This window comes from Sphingomonas sp. GW821-FHT09B04 (assembly GCF_059418285.1).
In genome coordinates this window covers 520619-540095 of record NZ_JBWKPO010000004.1, presented here as the reverse complement: position 1 = coordinate 540095, position 19477 = coordinate 520619, and the positions used below count along the sequence as shown (strand labels likewise).

Annotated in this window: 16 protein-coding genes and 1 tRNA gene; 8 read left to right on the top strand and 9 right to left on the bottom strand. The window is 64.5% G+C overall.

Translation table 11 applies throughout. From position 1 onward, the window contains the following. Positions 1-114: 114 nt before the first annotated feature. The 3 genes from AC07NK_RS15695 to AC07NK_RS15685 are packed head-to-tail and all read right to left on the bottom strand — an operon-like array spanning position 115 to position 2446. Positions 115-888, bottom strand: coding sequence for a creatininase family protein (locus AC07NK_RS15695; RefSeq protein ID WP_495171532.1), 774 nt, complete (start codon positions 886-888; stop codon positions 115-117). Beyond that, entirely contained in the window at positions 885-1277 is a 393-nt protein-coding gene (locus AC07NK_RS15690; protein ID WP_495171531.1) for a RidA family protein, read from the bottom strand. The genes AC07NK_RS15695 and AC07NK_RS15690 overlap by 4 nt, the downstream gene beginning before the upstream one ends. After that, on the bottom strand, positions 1274-2446 hold the full coding sequence (locus AC07NK_RS15685; RefSeq protein WP_495171530.1) for a mandelate racemase/muconate lactonizing enzyme family protein: 1173 nt from the start codon (positions 2444-2446) through the stop codon (positions 1274-1276). The genes AC07NK_RS15690 and AC07NK_RS15685 overlap by 4 nt, the downstream gene beginning before the upstream one ends. 234 nt (positions 2447-2680) lie before the next feature. Between AC07NK_RS15685 and AC07NK_RS15680 the strand changes: the two genes are divergently transcribed. From AC07NK_RS15680 to AC07NK_RS15660, 5 genes are all read left to right on the top strand, one after another. Then, positions 2681-4987: a beta-N-acetylhexosaminidase gene (locus AC07NK_RS15680; protein ID WP_495171529.1), complete on the top strand. Its 2307-nt coding sequence runs from the start codon at positions 2681-2683 to the stop codon at positions 4985-4987. Then, complete coding sequence (locus tag AC07NK_RS15675) at positions 4984-6330, top strand: GntT/GntP/DsdX family permease (protein ID WP_495171528.1); 1347 nt, start codon at positions 4984-4986, stop codon at positions 6328-6330. Before AC07NK_RS15680 ends, AC07NK_RS15675 begins: the two co-directional genes overlap by 4 nt. Continuing rightward, complete coding sequence (locus AC07NK_RS15670) at positions 6327-7226, top strand: SMP-30/gluconolactonase/LRE family protein (protein WP_495171527.1); 900 nt, start codon at positions 6327-6329, stop codon at positions 7224-7226. Before AC07NK_RS15675 ends, AC07NK_RS15670 begins: the two co-directional genes overlap by 4 nt. A 172-nt stretch (positions 7227-7398) precedes the next feature. Further along, positions 7399-10470 (top strand): TonB-dependent receptor, encoded by a 3072-nt coding sequence (locus AC07NK_RS15665; RefSeq protein ID WP_495171526.1) that lies wholly within the window; start codon positions 7399-7401, stop codon positions 10468-10470. Positions 10471-10567: 97 nt separating this feature from the next. Next, complete coding sequence (locus tag AC07NK_RS15660) at positions 10568-12088, top strand: tryptophan halogenase family protein (RefSeq protein WP_495171525.1); 1521 nt, start codon at positions 10568-10570, stop codon at positions 12086-12088. 164 nt (positions 12089-12252) lie between these two features. On the opposite strand, the gene AC07NK_RS15655 is transcribed toward AC07NK_RS15660, so the two are convergent. From AC07NK_RS15655 to AC07NK_RS15635, 5 genes are all read right to left on the bottom strand, one after another. Then, on the bottom strand, positions 12253-14157 hold the full coding sequence (locus AC07NK_RS15655) for a TonB-dependent receptor (protein ID WP_495171524.1): 1905 nt from the start codon (positions 14155-14157) through the stop codon (positions 12253-12255). 44 nt (positions 14158-14201) lie between these two features. Then, positions 14202-15158, bottom strand: coding sequence for a hypothetical protein (locus AC07NK_RS15650; protein ID WP_495171523.1), 957 nt, complete (start codon positions 15156-15158; stop codon positions 14202-14204). A gap of 1 nt (position 15159) precedes the next feature. Further along, complete coding sequence (locus AC07NK_RS15645) at positions 15160-16311, bottom strand: hypothetical protein (RefSeq protein WP_495171522.1); 1152 nt, start codon at positions 16309-16311, stop codon at positions 15160-15162. Positions 16312-16403: 92 nt separating this feature from the next. Continuing rightward, the gene (locus tag AC07NK_RS15640; RefSeq protein WP_495171521.1) at positions 16404-16619 is read right to left on the bottom strand and encodes a hypothetical protein; all 216 of its coding nucleotides are present in this window, start codon (positions 16617-16619) and stop codon (positions 16404-16406) included. Between the two features lie 421 nt (positions 16620-17040). Next, positions 17041-17115, bottom strand: a tRNA-Glu gene (locus AC07NK_RS15635). A gap of 123 nt (positions 17116-17238) precedes the next feature. Between AC07NK_RS15635 and AC07NK_RS15630 the strand changes: the two genes are divergently transcribed. Next, the gene (locus AC07NK_RS15630) at positions 17239-17775 is read left to right on the top strand and encodes a J domain-containing protein (protein WP_495171520.1); all 537 of its coding nucleotides are present in this window, start codon (positions 17239-17241) and stop codon (positions 17773-17775) included. A 9-nt stretch (positions 17776-17784) separates the two neighbouring features. After that, a complete protein-coding gene (locus AC07NK_RS15625) occupies positions 17785-18087 on the top strand; it encodes a (2Fe-2S) ferredoxin domain-containing protein (protein WP_495171519.1) in 303 nt (100 codons plus the stop codon). On the opposite strand, the gene AC07NK_RS15620 is transcribed toward AC07NK_RS15625, so the two are convergent. Beyond that, a complete protein-coding gene (locus tag AC07NK_RS15620) occupies positions 18084-18488 on the bottom strand; it encodes a SufE family protein (protein WP_495171518.1) in 405 nt (134 codons plus the stop codon). The two genes, AC07NK_RS15625 and AC07NK_RS15620, sit on opposite strands and share 4 nt — an antisense overlap. 74 nt (positions 18489-18562) lie before the next feature. Between AC07NK_RS15620 and AC07NK_RS15615 the strand changes: the two genes are divergently transcribed. Next, positions 18563-19447 (top strand): alpha/beta fold hydrolase, encoded by an 885-nt coding sequence (locus tag AC07NK_RS15615; RefSeq protein WP_495171517.1) that lies wholly within the window; start codon positions 18563-18565, stop codon positions 19445-19447. Positions 19448-19477: the final 30 nt, after the last annotated feature.

The following is a 19477-nucleotide window of genomic DNA, read 5'->3' as shown; positions in this document are numbered from 1 at the left end:
GGCGCGGCGGGGCGCGGCCTATGGCAGGCCATTTGCCGGGCGGCAAGGGTGGACGCGGACAGGGTTCCCGACGCCGGCGACAGCTATCCAATACCGCCGGCGTCAGGTGTTCGATCAGCCTCGGCGGGCACCCGCGCTGCGGATGTCCTCAAGCATCGCGACGGCAGCGCTTGTGACCGCGTCCGAGATCGCCTGACCCTTGTCCGGCGAAGCCTTGGACGGGCAGCCCGACACGCCGGTGCCGTTGCTCAGCTGGTGCATGTTGCGGTGGTGCGCCGCACGCCCCGCGTTGAGCAAGTCTGCCGCGGCCCAGTGGAAATCGTGAATCGGCAGCTGATCGACCGCCACATCGATCTCGACCAGCTCGGGCGCGATCAGCTGGACGAGCGAGGTCTCGAACTCACAGGCATGGCCGACGCCGCCGAAGTCGGTCTCCTGGATCTTCGCCAGTTCTTCGGCGGCGATCTTCCACCAGGTCAGCATGAACAGCTCGACCTCGGGATGGTCGTTGCCGAAGGACTCGAGCACGACCTGCCCGATGGCAAGGTTGCCGCCATGGCTGTTGAAGATCACGATGTTGCGGAACCCGTGCGCCGCCACCGCGCTGAGCATATCGGTGATGTAGGCAAGGAAGGTCTCGTGGCGCACGGTCAGCGTGCCCGCGAACATCATGTGATGGCGCGAACAGCACACGGAGATCTGCGGCAGGATCAGTACCTTGTCGCCCAGTTCGGCATCGATCCGGTCGGTGAAATGGCGGCCGATCAGCGCATCGGTGACGAGCGGCAGATGCGGACCATGCTGCTCGATCGCACCGATGTTGAGCACCACCGGCGTGTTGCGGTCGACCGCGTCCAGCTTCGGGCTGGTGAGCTGTTCCCACTTCATGCCACGGCCGCCCACATCTCGATCTCGACCTGGAATTCGTCGAGCAGCGCGCAGCCGATCGCGGTGCGGGCGGGGAAGGGCTGCGGCATCATCTCGCGATAGACGACGTTGAACCGCGGCCAGTCAGCGAGATCGGTCAGGTAGACATTGACCTTGAACACGTTCGAGAAGTCGGCACCCGCGGCGGCGAGCTGCTTGGCGCAATTCTCCAGCGTGACGCGCGCCTGCTCCTCGATCGTGTCGCCAATGACCTCGCCCGCGAGGTTCAGCGGCGCCTGGCCGGAAATGAGGATGAGATCGGCATCGCGGCTGATCTTGAGCACGGGCGAATAGGGACCGGCGGTGACATGCTGTTCCGACGCGACCGGGATAATCGGGTTGATGCTCATGCGTATACCTCGTGACGGACGCCGTAGCGTTCCAGTGCTGCTGGATCGAGCGAGACGCCGAGGCCCGGCCCGTCGGGCACAAAGGCATAAGGCGGCTCGAAGCGAAGCGGGGTTTCGAGCAGATCGTGCTCGCGGATCAGCCGCCCGAAGATGTCGCTCGACCAGACGCAGCTCTTCGCCGCGATCGACTGGTGGAGATACATCGCCTCGAGGATGCCGAGATCGACTTCCGAACCGTGGAAGCAATAGAGGTTGGCGGCTTCTGCAATCGCGTTGAGCTGGGCGAACTTGGCGAGGCCGGCGTTGAAGTTGAAGCCGTCGGCCGCGCGCTGCTGGATCAGCGCGATGATGTCGTGAACGCGCTGGCCCTGATAGATATAGGGCAGGGCGATGTGCTGCGTGATCGGGATCGACGAGAAGCGGCACAGATCGGCGTAGTCGGGGATCATCCATTTCGGGATGGGATCCTCGAGCAATTGTACGTTGCCGACCTGCTCCAGCCCGCGGATGCGGATCTTTGCCGACGCCATATTCTCCCAGCGCTGATTGGGGTCGAACACCACCTTCATGCCCGGCGCGTGCGACGCGATCTGCTCGCAAATGCCGACGACATCGTCCTCAAGGTCTGCCTTGAGTTTGATGCCCTGATAGCCCTGCTCCTGATAGGCGCGGACCCAGGGGCCGACCTCGTCGAGCGTGCGGTGGCTCGACCAGGCGTGGCAGAGCACACGGTCGCGCACCGGTCCGCCGAGCAGGCGGTGGAGCGGGACGCCGAGCGTCTTGGCCCAGCCGTCCCAGATCGCGAGTTCGAACCCGTCGAATTCGCGCACCAGCGGCAGCGGCAGGTCCTGAAGTGTCAGGTCGGCGATGTTGACGCCGAGCAGGCCCTGGCTGATCGCTTCGATCCGAGACCATTCGTGATCGCGATAGAATTCGCCGAGCGCGATGACGCCGTTGGCCAGCGTCATCCGGACGACCAGCTTGGGCAGCGCGTCGAACTGCACGCTCCACGCGGCCTTGCCGGCGACGGGAAGCATGTGCAGCGGCTTGGCCAGCGTTTCGGAGTTGATGATTCCCGGCCTGGCGGGAACGACCACTTCGTTGAATTCGAACTTGACGATGATCGGCTCGTCGCCGGCTCCCGCGCGTCGGTGCGAGGATGCGTTCATGCTTTCAGGTCTCCTGTGGCTCTCATGGTTGTGCGCGGCTTGACGTGACGTCCGCGGCGCACCGTTTTCAGGTCACGCAAATAACATAACCAATTTATACCATCATGCTAGCAAAATGACATTGAACCGCATAAAGTCGGTGCAATCGCAGCCGGATCAGGGCTGTTTCGCGCAGCTTCCAAAAAGGATGGGCGCGTATTGGTATTGCAAAGGTATCGTGGAGAGGGTGTGTCGATGACAGCGTATCGTGGTGGCGAGAATGTCCGTATCCAGCGTGCAGGCGTGGCCCGTCGCGGCCTTGGCGCACTGGCTCTGGCGGCCGCTCCATTCATGCTCTCTGGAGGGGGCGTCCCGGCGTTTGCGCAGCAGGCGCCGGGATTGCCGTTGCTGCCCCAGCCGGTCGACGTCGTCGCGCAGGGCAAGGGGTTTCGCATCGCCGACGGGCTGGCGATCCATACCCCGTCCGGCGATGCCGGGGCGGAGAAGGCGGCGGTCTGGCTGAGGGAGGGGCTGGGCCTTCCGGCGCGGGCGCGCAGCGGCGCGCCGACGGTCCGGTTCGAGCGCGTCGCCGGGCTGCCGAAGGAGGGCTATCGCCTGACCAGTTCGGCAAGCGGCGCGACGATCAGCGCGAGCGACGATGCCGGGCTGTTCCATGGCGCGGTGACGTTGTGGCAGCTGGCGACAGCGCCGGGCGGTGAAGTGCCGGCGGTCACGGTTTCGGACGCCCCGCGTTTCCAGTGGCGCGGCTTCATGCTCGACAGTGCGCGTCACTTTCAGTCGCCCGAATTCGTCAAGAAGCTGATCGACGCGATGGCCGCACACAAGCTCAACACGCTGCACTGGCATCTTGTCGACGATCAGGGCTGGCGGATCGAGATCGATAAATATCCCAGGCTCACCGAAATCGGCGCGTGGCGCGTCCCCGCGAGCGCGCCCGGCGCACCGGCGCTGCCGCGCACGGGCGGCTTCTACACCAAGGCGCAGATCCGCGAGATCGTCGCCTATGCCGCGGCGCGCAACATCACTGTGGTGCCCGAGATCGAGATGCCGGGTCATGTGCTCTCGGTGATCCGCGCCTATCCCGAACTCGGCAATAGCGGGCCGGTGCCCGACGGCATCCATTCGGACTGGGGCGTCTACACCTGGCTGTTCAACATCGAGGAGCCGACCTTCACCTTCCTCGACGACATCTTTGCCGAGGTGACCGAGCTGTTCCCCTCGGCCTACATCCATGTCGGTGGGGACGAGGTGGTCGCGACCGAGTGGGAGCGGTCTCCGGCGGTACAGAAGCGGATGCGCGAACTGGGCCTTGCCGATTCCCACGCGGTGCAATCGTGGTTCATGAAGCGCGTCGAAAAGCTGCTCACCGCGCGCGGCCGCAAGCTGATCGGCTGGGACGAGATCATCGACGGCGGGTTGGCTCCCAATGCGACAGTGATGTCGTGGCGTGGGATCAAGGGCGCCGTGCTCGCCGCGCAGGCCGGGCACGATACCGTGCTGGCACCGTCGCCCGATCTGTATTTCGATCATGTGCAGGGTAGCACTGCGGCGGAGGGGCCGGGGCGCGGCAAGCCGAACACGCTCGAGGACATTTACCGGTTCGACCCGCTGCCGCCGTCGCTCACTGCGGATCAGCAGCGGCATATCCTCGGCATCCAGTCGACGATGTTCAGCGAGCATATCCGTGGCGACGAGCGTGCCGCCTATATGATCTTCCCGCGGCTGTCGGCGCTGGCCGAGGTTGCGTGGCTGGGCAAGGGGCGCGACTTTGAGGGGTTCGTCGATCGGCTGATCCCGCAGATCGATCGCGTCAGGGCAATGGGGCTGAAACCCGCCGAGAGCGCCTTCATCCCCTCGGCGCGCGTCCGCTCGGTCGCGGCGAAGAGCGCGACGGTCGAGCTCAAGACTCAGGTGAAGTCGGAGATCCGCTACACCATTGATGGCAGCGAGCCCGGCGCGTCGTCGCGGCTCTATAGCGGTCCGCTCGACGTGACGTTCCCGACTCGTCTGCGCGCCGTCGCCTTCCGTGGCGCCAGAAAACTTCCCGGTGCAGTAGACAATCGCTACGACCGCCCCGCCGCGCTGCGTCGCGACGATCGCGAGCTCAAGGCGTGCAGTGCCTCGCACTCGCTCGCGCTGATCGACGATGCGCCAGCGCAAGGGCCACGTGCGGACTTCCTCGTCAACATCCTCGAGCCTTGCTGGCTCTACGAAGCTGCGCCGATGGATGCGGTGACCGCGGTCGAGGTCGAGGTCGGGCAGGTGCCGTATAACTTCCAGCTGAACAACGGCCGCCCGATCGCACCGCGTGGCAAGCCGGCGACGCCGGCGGGCGAGCTGGAGATCCGTGTGGGCTGCACGGGCGAGCGGATCGGCTGGGTCTCGCTCGCACAAGCGACGAGTCCCGCACTGACGCGCCTGACGGTGCCCGTCGCGGCACGCCCGGGCGCGCAGGATCTGTGCATGACCTTCACCGGCAACGGCAACAACCCGCTATGGACGATCAAGTCGGTCCAGCTGCGCGAGAAGGGTGCGCGATGAGCCGGGAAGTTTTTCTGGTCCTGCTTGGCCTCGCATCGGTCGGGGGACTGATCTTCCTGATCGCCCGGCTCAAGCTGAATCCGTTCATCGCGCTGTTGGTCACCTCGCTGGCGCTAGGCGCGGCGGCGGGGCTGCCGCTCGACAAGCTGCTGACGATCTACGAGGCGGGGGTCGGCAATGCGCTCGGCCATATCGCACTCGTCGTTGGCCTTGGCACGATGATGGGCAAGTTGATGGCCGAATCGGGCGGCGCCGAACGCATCGCCCAGACGATGATTGGCTGGTTCGGCCCGGCCAGGGTGCACTGGGCGATGATGGCCGCGGCGTTCCTCGTCGGCCTGCCGGTGTTCTTCGAGGTGGGCTTTGTGCTGCTGATGCCGATCGTGTTCACCGTCGCGATGCGCACGGGCACGTCGATCCTCAAGGTCGGCCTGCCGATGGTCGCCGGGCTTTCAGTGGTGCACGGGCTGATCCCGCCGCACCCGGCGGCGCTGCTCGCGGTGGGAGCGTACAAGGCGGATATCGGCCTTACCGTGCTCTATGCGCTGATCGTTGGTATCCCGACCGCCGCGCTCGCCGGGCCGGTCTTTGCCACGCTGATCGACCGCTATGTCACCGTCGAGGGCGTGAACCCGATGGCCGAGGCACTGACCGAGCGGAAGATCGACGACACACGCGAATTGCCCGGGTTCGACATCACCGTCGCAACGATCCTACTGCCGGTGGCGCTGATGTTGGTGGGGAGCTGGGCCGATCTGTTCGCGGCAAAGGAAACTCTGATCAACGACGCCATCCGCTTTTCCGGGCACCCGGTCACCGCTTTGCTGGCGGGCCTCCTGTTGAGCTTTATCACCTTCGGCAGCGCGCGCGGATTCAACCGTGAGAGGATCGGTCGCTTCCTCGAGGACTGCCTTGCGCCGACCGCACTCATTACGCTGATCGTCGGGGCGGGCGCCGGGTTCGGAAAGATCCTGATGGAGGCGGGCATCTCGACCTCGGTGGTCGGGATGGCGCAGTCGGTGGAGGTGCCGTTGCTGGTACTCGCCTGGCTGGTCGCTGCGATGATGCGCATCGCGACCGGATCCGCGACGGTGGCGATGGCGACCGCGGCGGGGATCGTCGCGCCGGTCGCTGCGGGGAGTGGGGTTTCGCCCGAACTCCTCGTCCTGGCGACGGGTGCGGGGTCGCTGGTCCTGTCGCACGTCAATGATGGCGGTTTCTGGCTGGTGAAGACCTATTTCAACCTGACCCTGTCGCAGACCTTCAAGACCTGGACGGTGTGCGAAACAATCATCTCGATCGTCGCGCTGTTGCTGACGCTGGCGCTGAGTGCGGTGTTGTGAGCCGCGCAGGGCTGGTGCTCGCCGGAGCGGTTCTGCTGGCGAGCTGTGCCTCCATGCCCAAAGCGGGCGGGGGCGATTACGCGGCGCGGGATTATGTCGCGGACGGTGTGTTCACTTCGGGAATCGAGGGCCCGGCAACCGGCCCCGACGGCGCGCTCTATGTCGTCAACTTCGCACGCGAAGGCACGATCGGACGCGTGGTGGCAGGGCGCGATGGCATCGGCACGGCACGCCTGTTCGCCACCCTGCCTGCCGGAAGCATCGGCAACGGCATCCGCTTCACGGCCGACGGCCGGATGCTGGTCGCCGACTATAAGGGGCATCGCATTCTCGCGGTGAGCAAGACGGGGCAGGTGTCGACTCATGTCGATCTGCCCGGTGCCCACCAGCCCAACGACATCGCGCTGGCGCCCGACGGGATGATCTATGCGAGCGACCCGGACTGGAAGGCCGGCAGCGGGCGAATCTGGCGAATCGACCGGCAGGGCAAGGCGCGAATCCTCGAAGACGGGATGGGGACGACCAACGGCATTGAGGTCAGTCCCGATGGCCGCCGCCTTTATGTCGGCGAGAGCGTTCAGCGCCGTATCTGGGTCTATGACATTGGCAAGGGCGGGGCGCTTGCGGGCAAGCGAATCTTCGCCAGCTTTGCGGACCACGGCCTTGACGGAATGCGCTGCGACCGCGACGGGAATCTCTACGTCACCCGCCACGGCGGCGGGACAGTCGCGATCTTTGCTCCCGATGGTTCGACGCGGCACGAGGTTCGCCTGAAGGGGCGGCTGCCAAGCAATGTCGCATTCGGCGGAAGGGATGGGCGGACCGTCTACGTAACGGTGCAGGATCGCGGCGCGATCGAGGCCTTTCGGAGTGCCGTTCCAGGGCGTGAGTATTGAATCCCGAATGGGCTGCGGTGGCTTGTGCACGGTTTCGGTCAGTCGTGCCGATTTCTGGTACCATACAAGTTGACTATTGGTCTCATAAATGTATTGAATTGGGTTCTGACCTCGCGCGGTAGCGGCGTGGCAGTGCGGCGACATGGGTCAGCCGCGGAACAGGGAGAGGGAAATGTCCAGTCATAAGGTTGGTGCGCGGACGGTGTTGCTAGCGGCGGTTTCAGCCGCGGCGCTCTGCGTCCCAGGCATCGCGCAGGCGCAGCAGGCCGCCGCGGATACGGCGACGGGTCAGGAAGAAGAAATCCTGGTCACCGGTATCCGTGCATCGCAGGCGCGCGCGATTGACGTGAAGCGGGAAGCGAACAGCGTCGTCGACGCGATCAGCGCCGAAGATATCGGCAAGCTGCCTGACCGTACCATCTCCGATTCGCTTCAGCGTATTCCCGGCATCCAGATCCGCCGCGAGGCGGGCGAAGGCGGCCAGGTCAACATTCGCGGCTTGCCGCAGGTCACCACTCTCCTCAACGGCGAAGAATTCCTCGGTGCCAACTCGGTCACGACCGTTCAGCCGAACTTCACCGACATCCCCTCGCAGCTGTTCGCCGGCGCCACCGTCTACAAGTCGCCGACCGCCTCGCTGCAGCAGGCTGGTGTGTCGGGCACCGTCGATCTGCTCACGCGCCGCCCGTTCAGCCTGCCCAAGGGGCTGACCGTCGCGACTGCGGCCGAGGCGCAATATGGCGACAAGACCAAGAAGTGGAATCCGTCGTTCAACGGGTTGATCGCGTATAACGGGGACCGTTTCGGCGTCCTCGTTTCGGCTGCCTATAGCAAGGTCGACCTGTCCAACAGCTATCGCGGCATCCAGAGCTATGGCGTTGCCCTCAGCGAAGAGGGTCTGAGCGCTGCGCAGCAGGCCGCTGGATCGCAAGGCGACTTCGCGATCGGCACCGCAAATGGACTCAGCCGCGGTACCCCGGTTCGCAACGGTGCGGGCGTCATCACCGGCTTCGATATGAACGGTGACGGCGACGCGGACGATGCATACATCACGGCCCAGTCGCACACCGTGTGGAACCGCATCACCACGCGTGAGCGCTTCGGCGGCAATGTCTCGTTTCAGTTCGAGCTGACCGACGCACTCAAGCTGAGCGCGGATGTCTTCTACACCAAGCAGACTCAATATGACCGCGCTGCCGGCTTCCAGTTCCAGAACGTGGGTTGGATGACGTCGCCCTACAAGCCGACGAAATCACGCAATACTGGTGCTAAAAGCGCGTTAATCGGCGGTCGTCAGTACGATATCAACACCGTGCAGACCTATGAATACGATATGCCGAACTTCGACAGCTATTCGGAAACCTTCCGAATCAAGTCGGAATCGCAGAACTACAATCTGCAGCTGGACTTCGATAATGGCGAAGGTCTCAAGGCGACGCTCCGCGGCATCTATGGCAAGGCCAAGCGCGAGCTCGACCAGAGCTATCTGCAGTTCAACCTGACCGACGGCTTCCAATGGGCCTATTCGGGCGTCGGCAACTATCCGACGAGCATGGGCGGTGACCGCGCGTTCAATCCGACTGGCTATCGTGTCTTCAGCCAGAAGGCGACGCTTGATTATTCGAGCGGCGCACTCGCATTCACCATGCCGGCGGCCTTCATCAATCAGGTGAAGGATGTCAGCCGCTACGCGATGAAGACGATCTCATCGGAAGGCAATGATAGCCGCCACGGTGATATCTGGGCGCTCCGAGGCGACCTCGACTGGAAGTCCGACGGCGGCATCGGCGTCAGCGTCGGCGCGCGGTACAGTGAGCGTTCGGCCGAGCAGTTCGTGTTCGAGCGCGCTGCGCCCTTCTATGCCGGCAACACCGATCACCCGGGCAATCCGGCGGCCGGTTGCTACGTCAAGTGGAAGGCGTTCGACGTCAACCTCGACAACGCGAAGTGCGCTGTTCGCGACGCGGCAGGCAATGCCTACACAGCGGGCTTCCCGCGTCCGGGTAACGACGCCATCTTTGGCGGCCAGGTGAAGCAGTATGCGATGCCCGTGGCGGGTATGCCCGCCATCTGGGTGCTCGATCCGCGCGCGATGGATGATGCCGCGGCATTCCACAACAAGATCTACCCGGGCGACAAGAACATCGTGAACCCGGCGGACTCGTTCTCCATGAACCTGCGCCAGATCTCCGGCTACGCGCAGGTGAACGGGGAGGGTGAACTGCTCGGTATGCCGTTCCGCGCGAACGGCGGTGTCCGCGTGATCAATACGAAGTTCCGTGTTCTCCAGAACATCCTCGGTGACAACCAGCCCTATGGCGTGTCCGGCCTGGACACTGGCGATGTGTACTTCAATCGGGAGTTCACCGACTTCCTGCCTGCGTTCAACGTCTCGTTCGACGTGACCGACAAGCTTAAGTTCCGCGCATCCTATGCCAAGACGATGACGCTGCTCGATTTCATCCAATGGGGTGGCGGTCTCAATATCGGCTACGCGATCGATACCTCGACCAATCCGCCGATTTTCCGTGCGGAATCGGCTCAGCAGCGCGGCAACCCTGATCTGGATCCGTGGCGGTCGGACAATTTCGAGGCCAGCCTCGAGCTCTACACCGGCCGTTCGAGCTTGCTTGCGGTAGGCGCCTTCTACCTCAAGGTGGACAGCTTCATCTTCAACACGACCATCCTGCGTGACGATATCCCTGACAATGACGGTGTTGTCCGTAACAGGGCATTGCCGGTGAATACGATCAGCCAGGGAGCAGGTGGCACGCTCAAGGGGATTGAGGTCTCCGCCCGTCAGGCACTCACCGATTATGGCGTGAACGGGCTTTTCGGCGGCTTCGGTATTGATGCCAACTACACGCTGTCGCTCGGTGATGCGGGGGGCTTCGATCTGGCCGGCAACAAGCAGCCGTTCCAGGACAATTCGAAGCATCAGGCCAACGTCGCACTGTGGTACGAATCCGGGCCGTTCTCGGCGCGTGTCGCCTACAACTATCGTTCGAAGCGCCTGAACAGCCAGAACTGGTCTGGTATCCGGGGGCTCTCGGTCTATCAGCGCGCGACCAACTATTTCGACGCGTCGGTGTCGTATGACGTGACCGAGAACTTCACCCTCTATGGGCAGGCGTCGAACTTCACGGGCGAGCATGAGCGTTACTACCTGACCTGGGAAGACCAGATTGGTTGGGACAACATCTATGAGCGTCGCTTCGTCGCGGGTGTCCGCGCCAAGTTCTGATCGCTTGAACTGACTCCTCACTGCCCGCCGACCGCAGCGCGATCGGCGGGCATTTTTTGTTCAAGTGCAGTAGAGACAGAAAACAATGGAGAGCGTGGTGACGGGGCAGGCGACAGAGCAGGGGCGGGCAATCCGCAGCATCGCGATTGTCGGGGGCGGGACAGCCGGCTGGATGGCGGCCAGCTACCTTGCCCGCACGCTTTCGCATACGGGTCTCGAAATCACCCTGATCGACAGTTCAGAGATCGGAACCGTCGGGGTGGGCGAGGCGACGGTCCCTGCGATCCGGGACTTCCTGGCCACGGTCGGCCTGACCGACGCGCAGGTGCTGGAGGCGACCGAGGGTACGATCAAGCTCGGTATCCATTTCGCCGACTGGGCCGAGCCGGGACATCGCTTCTATCATCCGTTCGGCTTATATGGTGTGCCAGCGCGTGGTGTGCCGTTCCACCAATATTGGCTGAAGCTGCGCGCTGCGGGGCATGAGCTGTCGCTGGCAGACTATTGCTTGTGTACCCAGCTTGCCGAGCATGGGCGGTTCCTGGCTCCGCCCAAACAGTCCGCTAGTGATCTTGGCGTCTTCGATTTTGCACTGCATTTCGACGCCTCGAAATTCGCGTCGGTGCTCCGCGATCTCTCGTTGTCGCTGGGGGTCACTCATATTGACGGGCGGATCGAAGGCGTCGATCAGGCGCCGGACACGGGCCAGGTAAGCGCGGTGCGCCTTGCCGATGGCCGCAGCGTGGCTGCGGACCTGTGGATCGACTGTTCGGGTTTTCGCGGGCTTCTGATCGGCGAAGCACTGGGCGTGCCCTATATCGACTGGCGCAAATGGCTGCCGTGCGATCGCGCCATCGCGCTAGGTTGTGAGCCGGTCGATGCGTATCGCCCCGTGACCACCTCGACCGCGCGGCCGGCAGGCTGGCAGTGGCATATCCCGCTGCAGAATCGCATCGGCAACGGCTATGTCTATTGTTCAGACTATATCGATGACGACGGCGCTGAGGCGGTGCTCCGCGCGAATATCGAAGGGCCGACCATGGGGGAGGCTCGGCGCATCCGCTTCACGCCCGGGCATCGGGCCAGTTTCTGGCAGGGCAATGTCGTGGCCATCGGGCTGGCAGGCGGGTTTCTTGAGCCGCTGGAATCGACCAGCATCACCCTGATCCAGTCGGGCCTTGAACGGCTTGTCAGACTGTTCCCGGATCGAGATTTCGATCCGACGCTGTCGGCACTGTTCGACCGCCAGTCGCGGCTCGAGTTCGAGCGCATCCGCGACTTCTTGCTGCTCCATTACTGCCTGAACCGTCGCGAAGGCGAGCCGCTATGGGATCGGATGCGAACGATGGAGCTGCCCGAACAGCTTCAGCTCAAGATCGATGCCTGGCGTGCACAGGGCGAGTTGGTGCGGTATGAGTGGGAGACGTTCCAGGACCCGAGCTGGTTGAGCATGTATGCAGGGTTCGATCTCCATCCGCGGCGCTACAATATCCGTGCGGATCAGTTCGATACTACGGAACTGCGCGCGACGTTCGAGCGGATGCGTGTGGCGGTCGATGATACGGTCCGCCTCGGTGTTTCCAGCGGGGATTTCGCCTCTCAGCTACGACGGCGATAGAGCGGCGCCCGATCCGGTCGATCTGTGAGCATCCCGGTTTTCGCTACGGCACGGCCGATGGCAGATGCGAAGATCCACGACCGCCCGGCGCGCGTTTGGCGCTTCATATAAAAGGGTGGGGGGACCGAATTTCAACTATCTCGCGGTGTGACCATCTACCGCCCCTAGTAGGCGGCCAATCGCAGTCCGGCGTGGACTGCGCGGCCCGGCGCGGGCAGGCCGAGCTGAGGCTCGACGAACGCGTCCAGCAGATTGTTGGCTCGCACAAACAGCTCCACTCGTCGCCCGGCGACGTCCCGGCCATAGGCGAGCCGCGCATTGACGCTGGCCGACCGTTCGAGCGGTACCAGCATGCCCGCGGGATCGGCGGACCAAGCGCGGCCGATGATCTGCGTCTCGACCAGCGCGGACAGGCCCGACGCATGGTCGTAGCGTGCGGCGAGGCCGGCGAGCAGCGATGGCTTCTCGGCCAGCCGATTGCGCTGCCCCACGGGCACATCCTTGCGCCGCACGCGCGTCCAGGTTGCGTTCCCGGAGAGCGCGAGGCCTTCGACCGGGCGCCATTCGCCACCGATCTCAATGCCCTGGACGCGCGACCCCAATAGGTTGATGCGCTGGCGTAGCGCGCCGACGTTGCGTTGATCGATCGTGTTCCTCAGGTCCTGGAGGAAGGGGATCAGGTAGAAGGCGCCCGCTTTGCCCCGCCACTCCGCGCTCAGCTCTGCGGTCACGATCCGCTCGGGCAGGAGCCCGGGGTTGGGCAGGAAACGATTGATGCCTTCGCCGAAGCGCTCGCGCATCGTCGGCGCGCGTATCTTGCGTCCCGCCGCGGCGCGCAGTCGCCAGCCGTTGTCCAGGTCGAGCAGCAGCGCGGCGCGCCCGGTCCAGCCACCGGCGTCGGGCACCGGCGGTTTGTCGCCGGTACGGACATAGTCGACGCGGTCGTAGCCGATGCCGATCTCTCCCCGCACGCGTACCGAGAAATCGACTTCCAGCTCGCCCCCTGCGCTCCAGTTGCGCTGGCGATAGAGCAGGGCAGCGGGTAGCATGGCGGGCGGTGCACCCGCGATATAGACGATGTCGCGCTGCCGGTGTGTCGATTCGAGGAAATTGAACGAGCCGACCAGTGTCGTGGCGCCGGTGCGATGCTTCAGCAGCTCGCGCAGGCCCCAAGTCCGGTCGCGATCGACCTGGCGCAACGTGATGCGGTCGTAGTTGACGTTGGCGTAGTTGTCGATCGTCTGCCCGAAGCGCTGGTACCAGACGGCGCTGACGAGCTCGGTCGCCGCACCCAGCCGGCTTCGCGCGCTGCCCGCGATCAGCGTGTGGCGGACTTCGGGATAGCGCCAGAAGCGCGCAGACGAGGCACGGTTGCTTTCGGGTGCGATCCCCTTCTCGCCCCAGACATGGAAGGCGGTCAGCCGCAGGTCGTGCACGCCGGCCTTGCCATGCACGCGGCCGAACAGGCTCGCCAACTCGCGATCGGTATTGGTGCGCAGGTCCGGATCGGACTGCGAGAAGGGCAGCCGAGCGTCGCCCGAGAGCGGGTCGCCATCGCGCCGGCTATAGCTCCCGCCCAGCAGCGCGGAACCCAGAGGCACGGCGAGGCTCGCCTCGCCCAGCTCACCGCTGCGATAGGCCGCGCTCGCTCGCAGCTTCGTCGCGGGCGACAGGCTGATCGCGCCGAGCGCATTGACGCCATAGTGCGGCGCGAGTGGGCCTGCAGCAGTCCGCACGCTGCCGATCAGCCCGGCGGGGATCAACGAAAGATCGAGCCGATTGTCCCAGGGGATGTTGATGTCGGCGCCTTCGTAGAAGATCGCAACCTGACGCTCGGCGGCATTTCGGACGAAGGCGATGCTCTCGCCGCGCGAATTGGTGGGCACATGCACCGCCGGCAGGCGCCGGAGCATCTCGTCGGCGGAGGCAGCGTCGAACAGCGCCAGTTCCTCGGCGGTGAGCGCGTGGCGCGTCTCGAACGACCCGGCTTCGGCGGTGTCGAGATAGCCATGGACCACGATCGTCTCGGAGAAGGTTTGTCCGTCCTGCGCGAAAGCGGGACCCGTCACGAATGCAAGCGCGAGCGCCGGAGACGCGTACCGCGCCGGGATCTTCAAGGATCGCGACCGGTCGGGTGGCGGCCGATGCCGACCGCGGCGATCAGGCCCGACGATGCCGATCCGGTCGCATCGTTCTGGCAATCGTTGCATTCGATCAGCTGCGCGCTCTCGATATCGTGGATCTCGTTGTGCTGATGGCTCGAATCGGTGACCCAGCGGCCGGTCAGGTTCATGATGCAGCCTTGGGTGATCGCCTCGCCCTGCTCGTCGAGATCTTTGGCCTCGTCGATAATCCAGCCGATGCCGGCGCCAATCGAATTGCCGACGACGCCGCCCGCGAAAGCGCCTGCCAGCACCGCGATCGCAACGATCAGCAGGCACAGCGCGGCGCCGATGCCGAAGGTGAAGATGCCCAGTGCCACGCAGGCGGCGATGCCGAGCGCCGCACCGGCGATCGCGCCCGCGGTTGCGCCGATCGCGCCGCCGACCGCCGCCGCGTCGCCGATCGCCGAACCGATCTCGCAATGCAGGATCGGCCGGCCCGAGGCGGGGTCGATGACCTTTTCTGCGGGACCATTGCCCGGCGCGTCGCGTGTGCGGATCTCGTTGAGATCGAGCCCCGCGACGATTGGCGCCAGCACTGCCCAGCGCGGCTCGCCGATGTTGAAGGTCCAGTCGTTGTCGTTGAACGGGGGATAGCCGGTGTTTTTGCCCGCGCACTGGACACAGCCCGAGAGGGTGATCGTCCGCGGATCCTGGACGTGCAGCCGGTCAAACCAGTTGACCGCCCATCCGATGAAGAAGGCGAGCACCGCGCCCGCCAGCGCCGCGACGCCGATCGCCGCCAGCGCCGTTCCGAGTGACGCGAAGCCGGCGGCAAGGATCAGCTCGATGATCACATAGCCGGCGAACGCGCCGCCGCCGCCGAGCACCCAGGCCAGCACGCGCCATGCGGCCGAATTATAGTCGCCGACGCCTGGGACTTCGGAGGCTGTGTCGCATCCTGCCATGTCAGCTTCCTCTCGTCACGGTGACGGTCACGCCGCCGGTGGGTACACCGCCTTGGCGCACGTTGACGTTGAACTGGCCCGGCGGCCCCGGATCGTCGGGCGCGTCGACCTTGAGCAGCACATCGCGGAACGCCTCTCCCGGCATGAAGGCGAAGAGCGGCGGATCGACTTCGGCGGGCCAGACCGGCGCCTGGCCGGCGAATGCCGCGTCGGGATCAAAATCCTTGCCGATCTTGTCCTCGAATACATAGGAATCGACGGTGATCTCGACGAGATGGCAGTCGATCCGGTCGTGCTTCTCGTCGCGCCCTCGCGCCGCGTTGCGTTGCCGCGCGATCGCGGCATAAGCGGATTCGAAGAACAGGCCGAGGACCGCGCCGATGGTATAGCCGAGCGCGAGCAAGCCCAGGAAACGCAGCACCAGCGGCGTTTCATTCACGTGGGTGGCGCTGTCATGGCCGCCATGGATGAGGAACAGCGCGCCGATCGCGCCCACCACGCCCCAGCCGAGCAGCACGCGGTGCGGCCGGAGCTTTGGTCCGCCGCCCTCGCGCACCGGCGGGCAATCGCCCGGATGCTGGTTGAAAATCCGGATCGGCCGTGTCACCGGCGAATTGGAGGCATGGACCTGGGTGTTGTTCCAGCCGCGGTTATTGGCGGGATTGCCATCTTCGGGATGCGCCAGCTCGACTTCGATGCAGTAATGGCCGGCGAGGTCAGGCGTGCGCCATGGCACGGTGATCGACGCTGTCCCAGGCCAGATCGGCACGTCGACCGCCACCGTCGCGATGGGATGGCGGATTTGGGCGCCCGCGCCGAACTCGATCCACTGGACTTCTACCTGCGTGCCCAGCGCCGGCTTGTCGCGCGACGCATTATGGACCGTGATCTCGACGTCATAGTCGGTGCCGACTTCGAGATTGTAGGTATATTGCTCGACCCCGTTCAGGAAGATGCGGACGTCGGGATTGTCCCAAGTGACGGGTTGGCCGAGCTGCATCAGCATGAACTGGCTGTAGATGCACGGATCGGGCTTGCGGATGAGGTGGCCTGGGACGACCACGCAAGGGTCGCCATAGGGCGTCTTGCGGTTCTTCAATATCGTCCAGAGCCTGCAGAGGATGCAGCCGCGGCGCCATCCCTTGAGCGCCACCTGCTGTCTCCGCGCGTTCGCCGGTCCGCAGCATCCCATCTTCGCACCTTTCGTTCAGCATAAGCATGCACGACAGACAAGGCGTGGAGTTCCTAGGCTTGATCGGAACGCGTTGTGTCCTTCCGCTTTGGCGAAACGAGCCCGATCGCCGCATCCAGGATGAACCACGTCGCGAGAAACGCGAGGCATTCCAGCAGGAAGCTGTGAAACTTGTAGAAGAACTCAGCAACCATCAGTGAAATCAGGAAACTCGGCAGTTGACGCGCCAGCAGCTCCGACCACGCAAGTCTTCCGAATAAAGTGTACATGCGATTCTCCCTGGATCGTATTTCAGATCGCTTGAGAATAGATGACGTGATGACTCGCCGAGTTCATATATGCTGTCACTGCCGTGGGACTGAAAGGAAAGAAGAAACCAGAATGGACTGACGGCGAATTGGCCATCCACGTACTTCCTGAAGATCTGTCTATACCGAGATGCGACGGCGTCCGGCGTGTCCGGTATGAAGCTCGCGGTCTTCGTGCCATCGGCGCCGCGGACGGCATCGCTATCTGCTCACCTCATCGATTGAAGGCTTCGTGCTTCACTCTCCGGGGAATGCGCAGCAATGCCCGTCATAGCGCCGCACTAATCGAAATTGCTTATCTCTAAGCTGCTCTACAACTCGCTGGGAGATTGGAGCAGTTGCTGGCCGCAACTGATTTTTGCGCTTAAGCCCTTGAAAAAGCTGGTGACCCCTACGAGAATCGAACTCGTGTTTTCGCCGTGAGAGGGCGACGTCCTAACCGCTAGACGAAGGGGCCGTATAAGCGGGGAAGCGCGCCTCTACAGGGGGCGGGCAGGGGCGTCAAGCGCCGGAGCAGCGCTTTGCGATTGAGGCGTCACAACGCTGGAAATCCGCGGCGGCCGCGCCTATCTGGCGGGCGATGGCGCGTTCGACACGTTCGATGGACTGGGGCTTCCCCCGCTGGCGGCCCTACGGGTCCGAGCGCGATGCCGTGCGCGTCCGCCTGTGCGATCGTGAAGGGTGCAAGGAGCCGGGCGACCGCCCTGCGCCCAAATCGCCCAACAGTCCGGAGCGCTGGTATTTCTGCGAGACGCACGCCGGCGAATACAACCGCAACTGGAACTATTTTGAAGGCCTGACCGCGGAGGAGGCCGCTCAGCGCGAGGCAGACGAACGGCGCACCGCCGACGGCTTCACCGCGAGCCGCCACAATGGATGGGCAGGGCCGGGCGACGGCAGCCGGTCGCGCGACGAGATGCGCGCGCTCGACGTGCTCGAGCTTGATCCTGATGCCGACTTTGAAGGCGTGCGCGGCGCGTGGCGTAGGCTGGCGAAAGAAAATCACCCTGACATCCGTCCCAATGATGCCGAGGCGGCGAAGCGTTTCCAGGCGATCCAGGCAGCGTATGAAGTGCTGCGCGCCGCCGAGGAGCGCCGTCAGTGGCGCCCTGAGTGATTTGACCGATTGAAGACGCATATTCGCTCCAACTGGTCAGCCGCTGTTCTGGTCTGCGCCAAATGCTCGACGAAGCTGGGCGGCGGTTTCGGCCCCAAGGGTAAGCAGCCGCTTGGCAAGGCATTGCGCAAGCATCTCGGCCTGAAGAAGGGGCGCAAGGCTGGTGCAGGCGTCGTTGACGTCAAATGCCTGGGGGTCTGCCCGCGCGGTGCGGTGACGATGGTCAATGCCTCCGCGAGCCGCGAATGGCTGATCGTGCCCGAGGGCGCGGATCTCGATGAGGTGGCGCGCGCGGCCGGGCTCGAACCCTAGGCGTAGCGCTCGGCAGTCGCGCGGATCAATGCGATCATGTTGGGGATGCCTTGCGTCCGGTTCGAGCTGAGCTGGTTGCGCAGGTCGAACGGCGTCAGCACCTCCTCGATGTTTGTCGCAAGGATATCCGCCGGACTGCGATCCTGGACCGCGAGCAGCACCAGCGCGATGATCCCCTTGGTGATCGCGGCGTTGCTGTCTGCAAGGAAGTGGAGCGCGCCGTCGTCGCGCACCGTCGGATAGACCCACACCGCCGCCGAGCAGCCGCGGACCAGCGTCGCATCGGTCTTGAGCGCGTCGGGCATCGGTTCGAGCGCGCGGCCGAGGTCGATCAGCAGGCGATAGCGATCGTCGGCATCCAAAAACGCATATTCGTCGCGGATATCGTCAAGGTTCGACATGGTCGCGCCTATAGCGGGGTTGCGTCCCTGTGCCAGCCCGGCATTGTGCGCGCCGACAGGCAGAGGAGCGCGTAATGACGGGAAGCTGGCGGCGATCGGGACTGACGGCATTGGCTCTCATGTTCGCGCTGCCCGGTACAGCTTTCGCGCAAACCCCGACAGCAGCGTCCCTGCCGGTCACAAGTACCACTGACATCGTCTATGCGACTCACCCTACCGGCCCGGTGCATCTCGATCTGCATCGGCCGACCGGAAAGGGGCGGGCGCCGGTGATTGTCTTCCTGCACGGCGGCGGCTGGGCGCGTGGTGAGCGCCCGAAGAGCTGGACCGGCTTCCGGCGCTTCGTTGAGGCGGGCTATGCTGTGGTTAGCGTGCAATATCGCCTGTCGGGCACGGCGCGGGCGCCCGCCGCAGTTCAGGACGCACGCTGCGCAATGGCTTGGGTCGCGCGCGAGGCCAGCCGATATCAATTAGATCCGCGCAAGGTCGTAGTGATGGGAAGCAGCGCTGGCGCGCATCTGGCGCTGCTGGCGGGGATGATGGGGGGCAAGTCTGACATCGATCTGCCAGCCTGTGGCCCCGTGCCGCGCGCGGCGGCGATCGTTGATTTCTATGGACCAAGCGACCTGCGCCCTGAATCGGTTGGCGCGTGGCACAGTCCGTCGATCACCAAATGGATCGGGGAGGGGCCGGATGCCGCTGCTCTCGCGGCGCGGATGTCGCCGGTGACGCTGGTGCATAAGGGGCAGCCACCGGTGTTCATCGTGCATGGCGACGCGGACGATGTGGTGCCGATCCAGTCATCGAAGCGGTTGAAGGAAGCGTTGGACCGCGCCGGGGTTCCGTCTGAATTCCACATTGTGCCTGGCGGAGGCCATGGCCAGTTCGAGGATGATGTGCAGGCTCGCCTCCAAGCAGATGCCGTGCGCTTCCTTCAGAAGCAGCGCGTCGCTCGGTAACCGGGAGCGCCGCAGGGGCGCTCCCGGTTA

Excerpts from the sequence above, each read along its gene's own strand:
- AC07NK_RS15650 (WP_495171523.1), bottom strand. The coding sequence starts at position 15,158 with ATGGCAGGATGCGACACAGCCTCCGAAGTCCCAGGCGTCGGCGACTAT.
- AC07NK_RS15685 (WP_495171530.1), bottom strand. The coding sequence starts at position 2,446 with ATGAACGCATCCTCGCACCGACGCGCGGGAGCCGGCGACGAGCCGATC.
- AC07NK_RS15695 (WP_495171532.1), bottom strand. The coding sequence starts at position 888 with ATGAAGTGGGAACAGCTCACCAGCCCGAAGCTGGACGCGGTCGACCGC.
- AC07NK_RS15680 (WP_495171529.1), top strand. The coding sequence starts at position 2,681 with ATGACAGCGTATCGTGGTGGCGAGAATGTCCGTATCCAGCGTGCAGGC.
- AC07NK_RS15675 (WP_495171528.1), top strand. The coding sequence starts at position 4,984 with ATGAGCCGGGAAGTTTTTCTGGTCCTGCTTGGCCTCGCATCGGTCGGG.
- AC07NK_RS15690 (WP_495171531.1), bottom strand. The coding sequence starts at position 1,277 with ATGAGCATCAACCCGATTATCCCGGTCGCGTCGGAACAGCATGTCACC.
- AC07NK_RS15665 (WP_495171526.1), top strand. The coding sequence starts at position 7,399 with ATGTCCAGTCATAAGGTTGGTGCGCGGACGGTGTTGCTAGCGGCGGTT.
- AC07NK_RS15620 (WP_495171518.1), bottom strand. The coding sequence starts at position 18,488 with ATGTCGAACCTTGACGATATCCGCGACGAATATGCGTTTTTGGATGCC.
- AC07NK_RS15630 (WP_495171520.1), top strand. The coding sequence starts at position 17,239 with ATGGCGCGTTCGACACGTTCGATGGACTGGGGCTTCCCCCGCTGGCGG.
- AC07NK_RS15640 (WP_495171521.1), bottom strand. The coding sequence starts at position 16,619 with ATGTACACTTTATTCGGAAGACTTGCGTGGTCGGAGCTGCTGGCGCGT.
- AC07NK_RS15615 (WP_495171517.1), top strand. The coding sequence starts at position 18,563 with ATGACGGGAAGCTGGCGGCGATCGGGACTGACGGCATTGGCTCTCATG.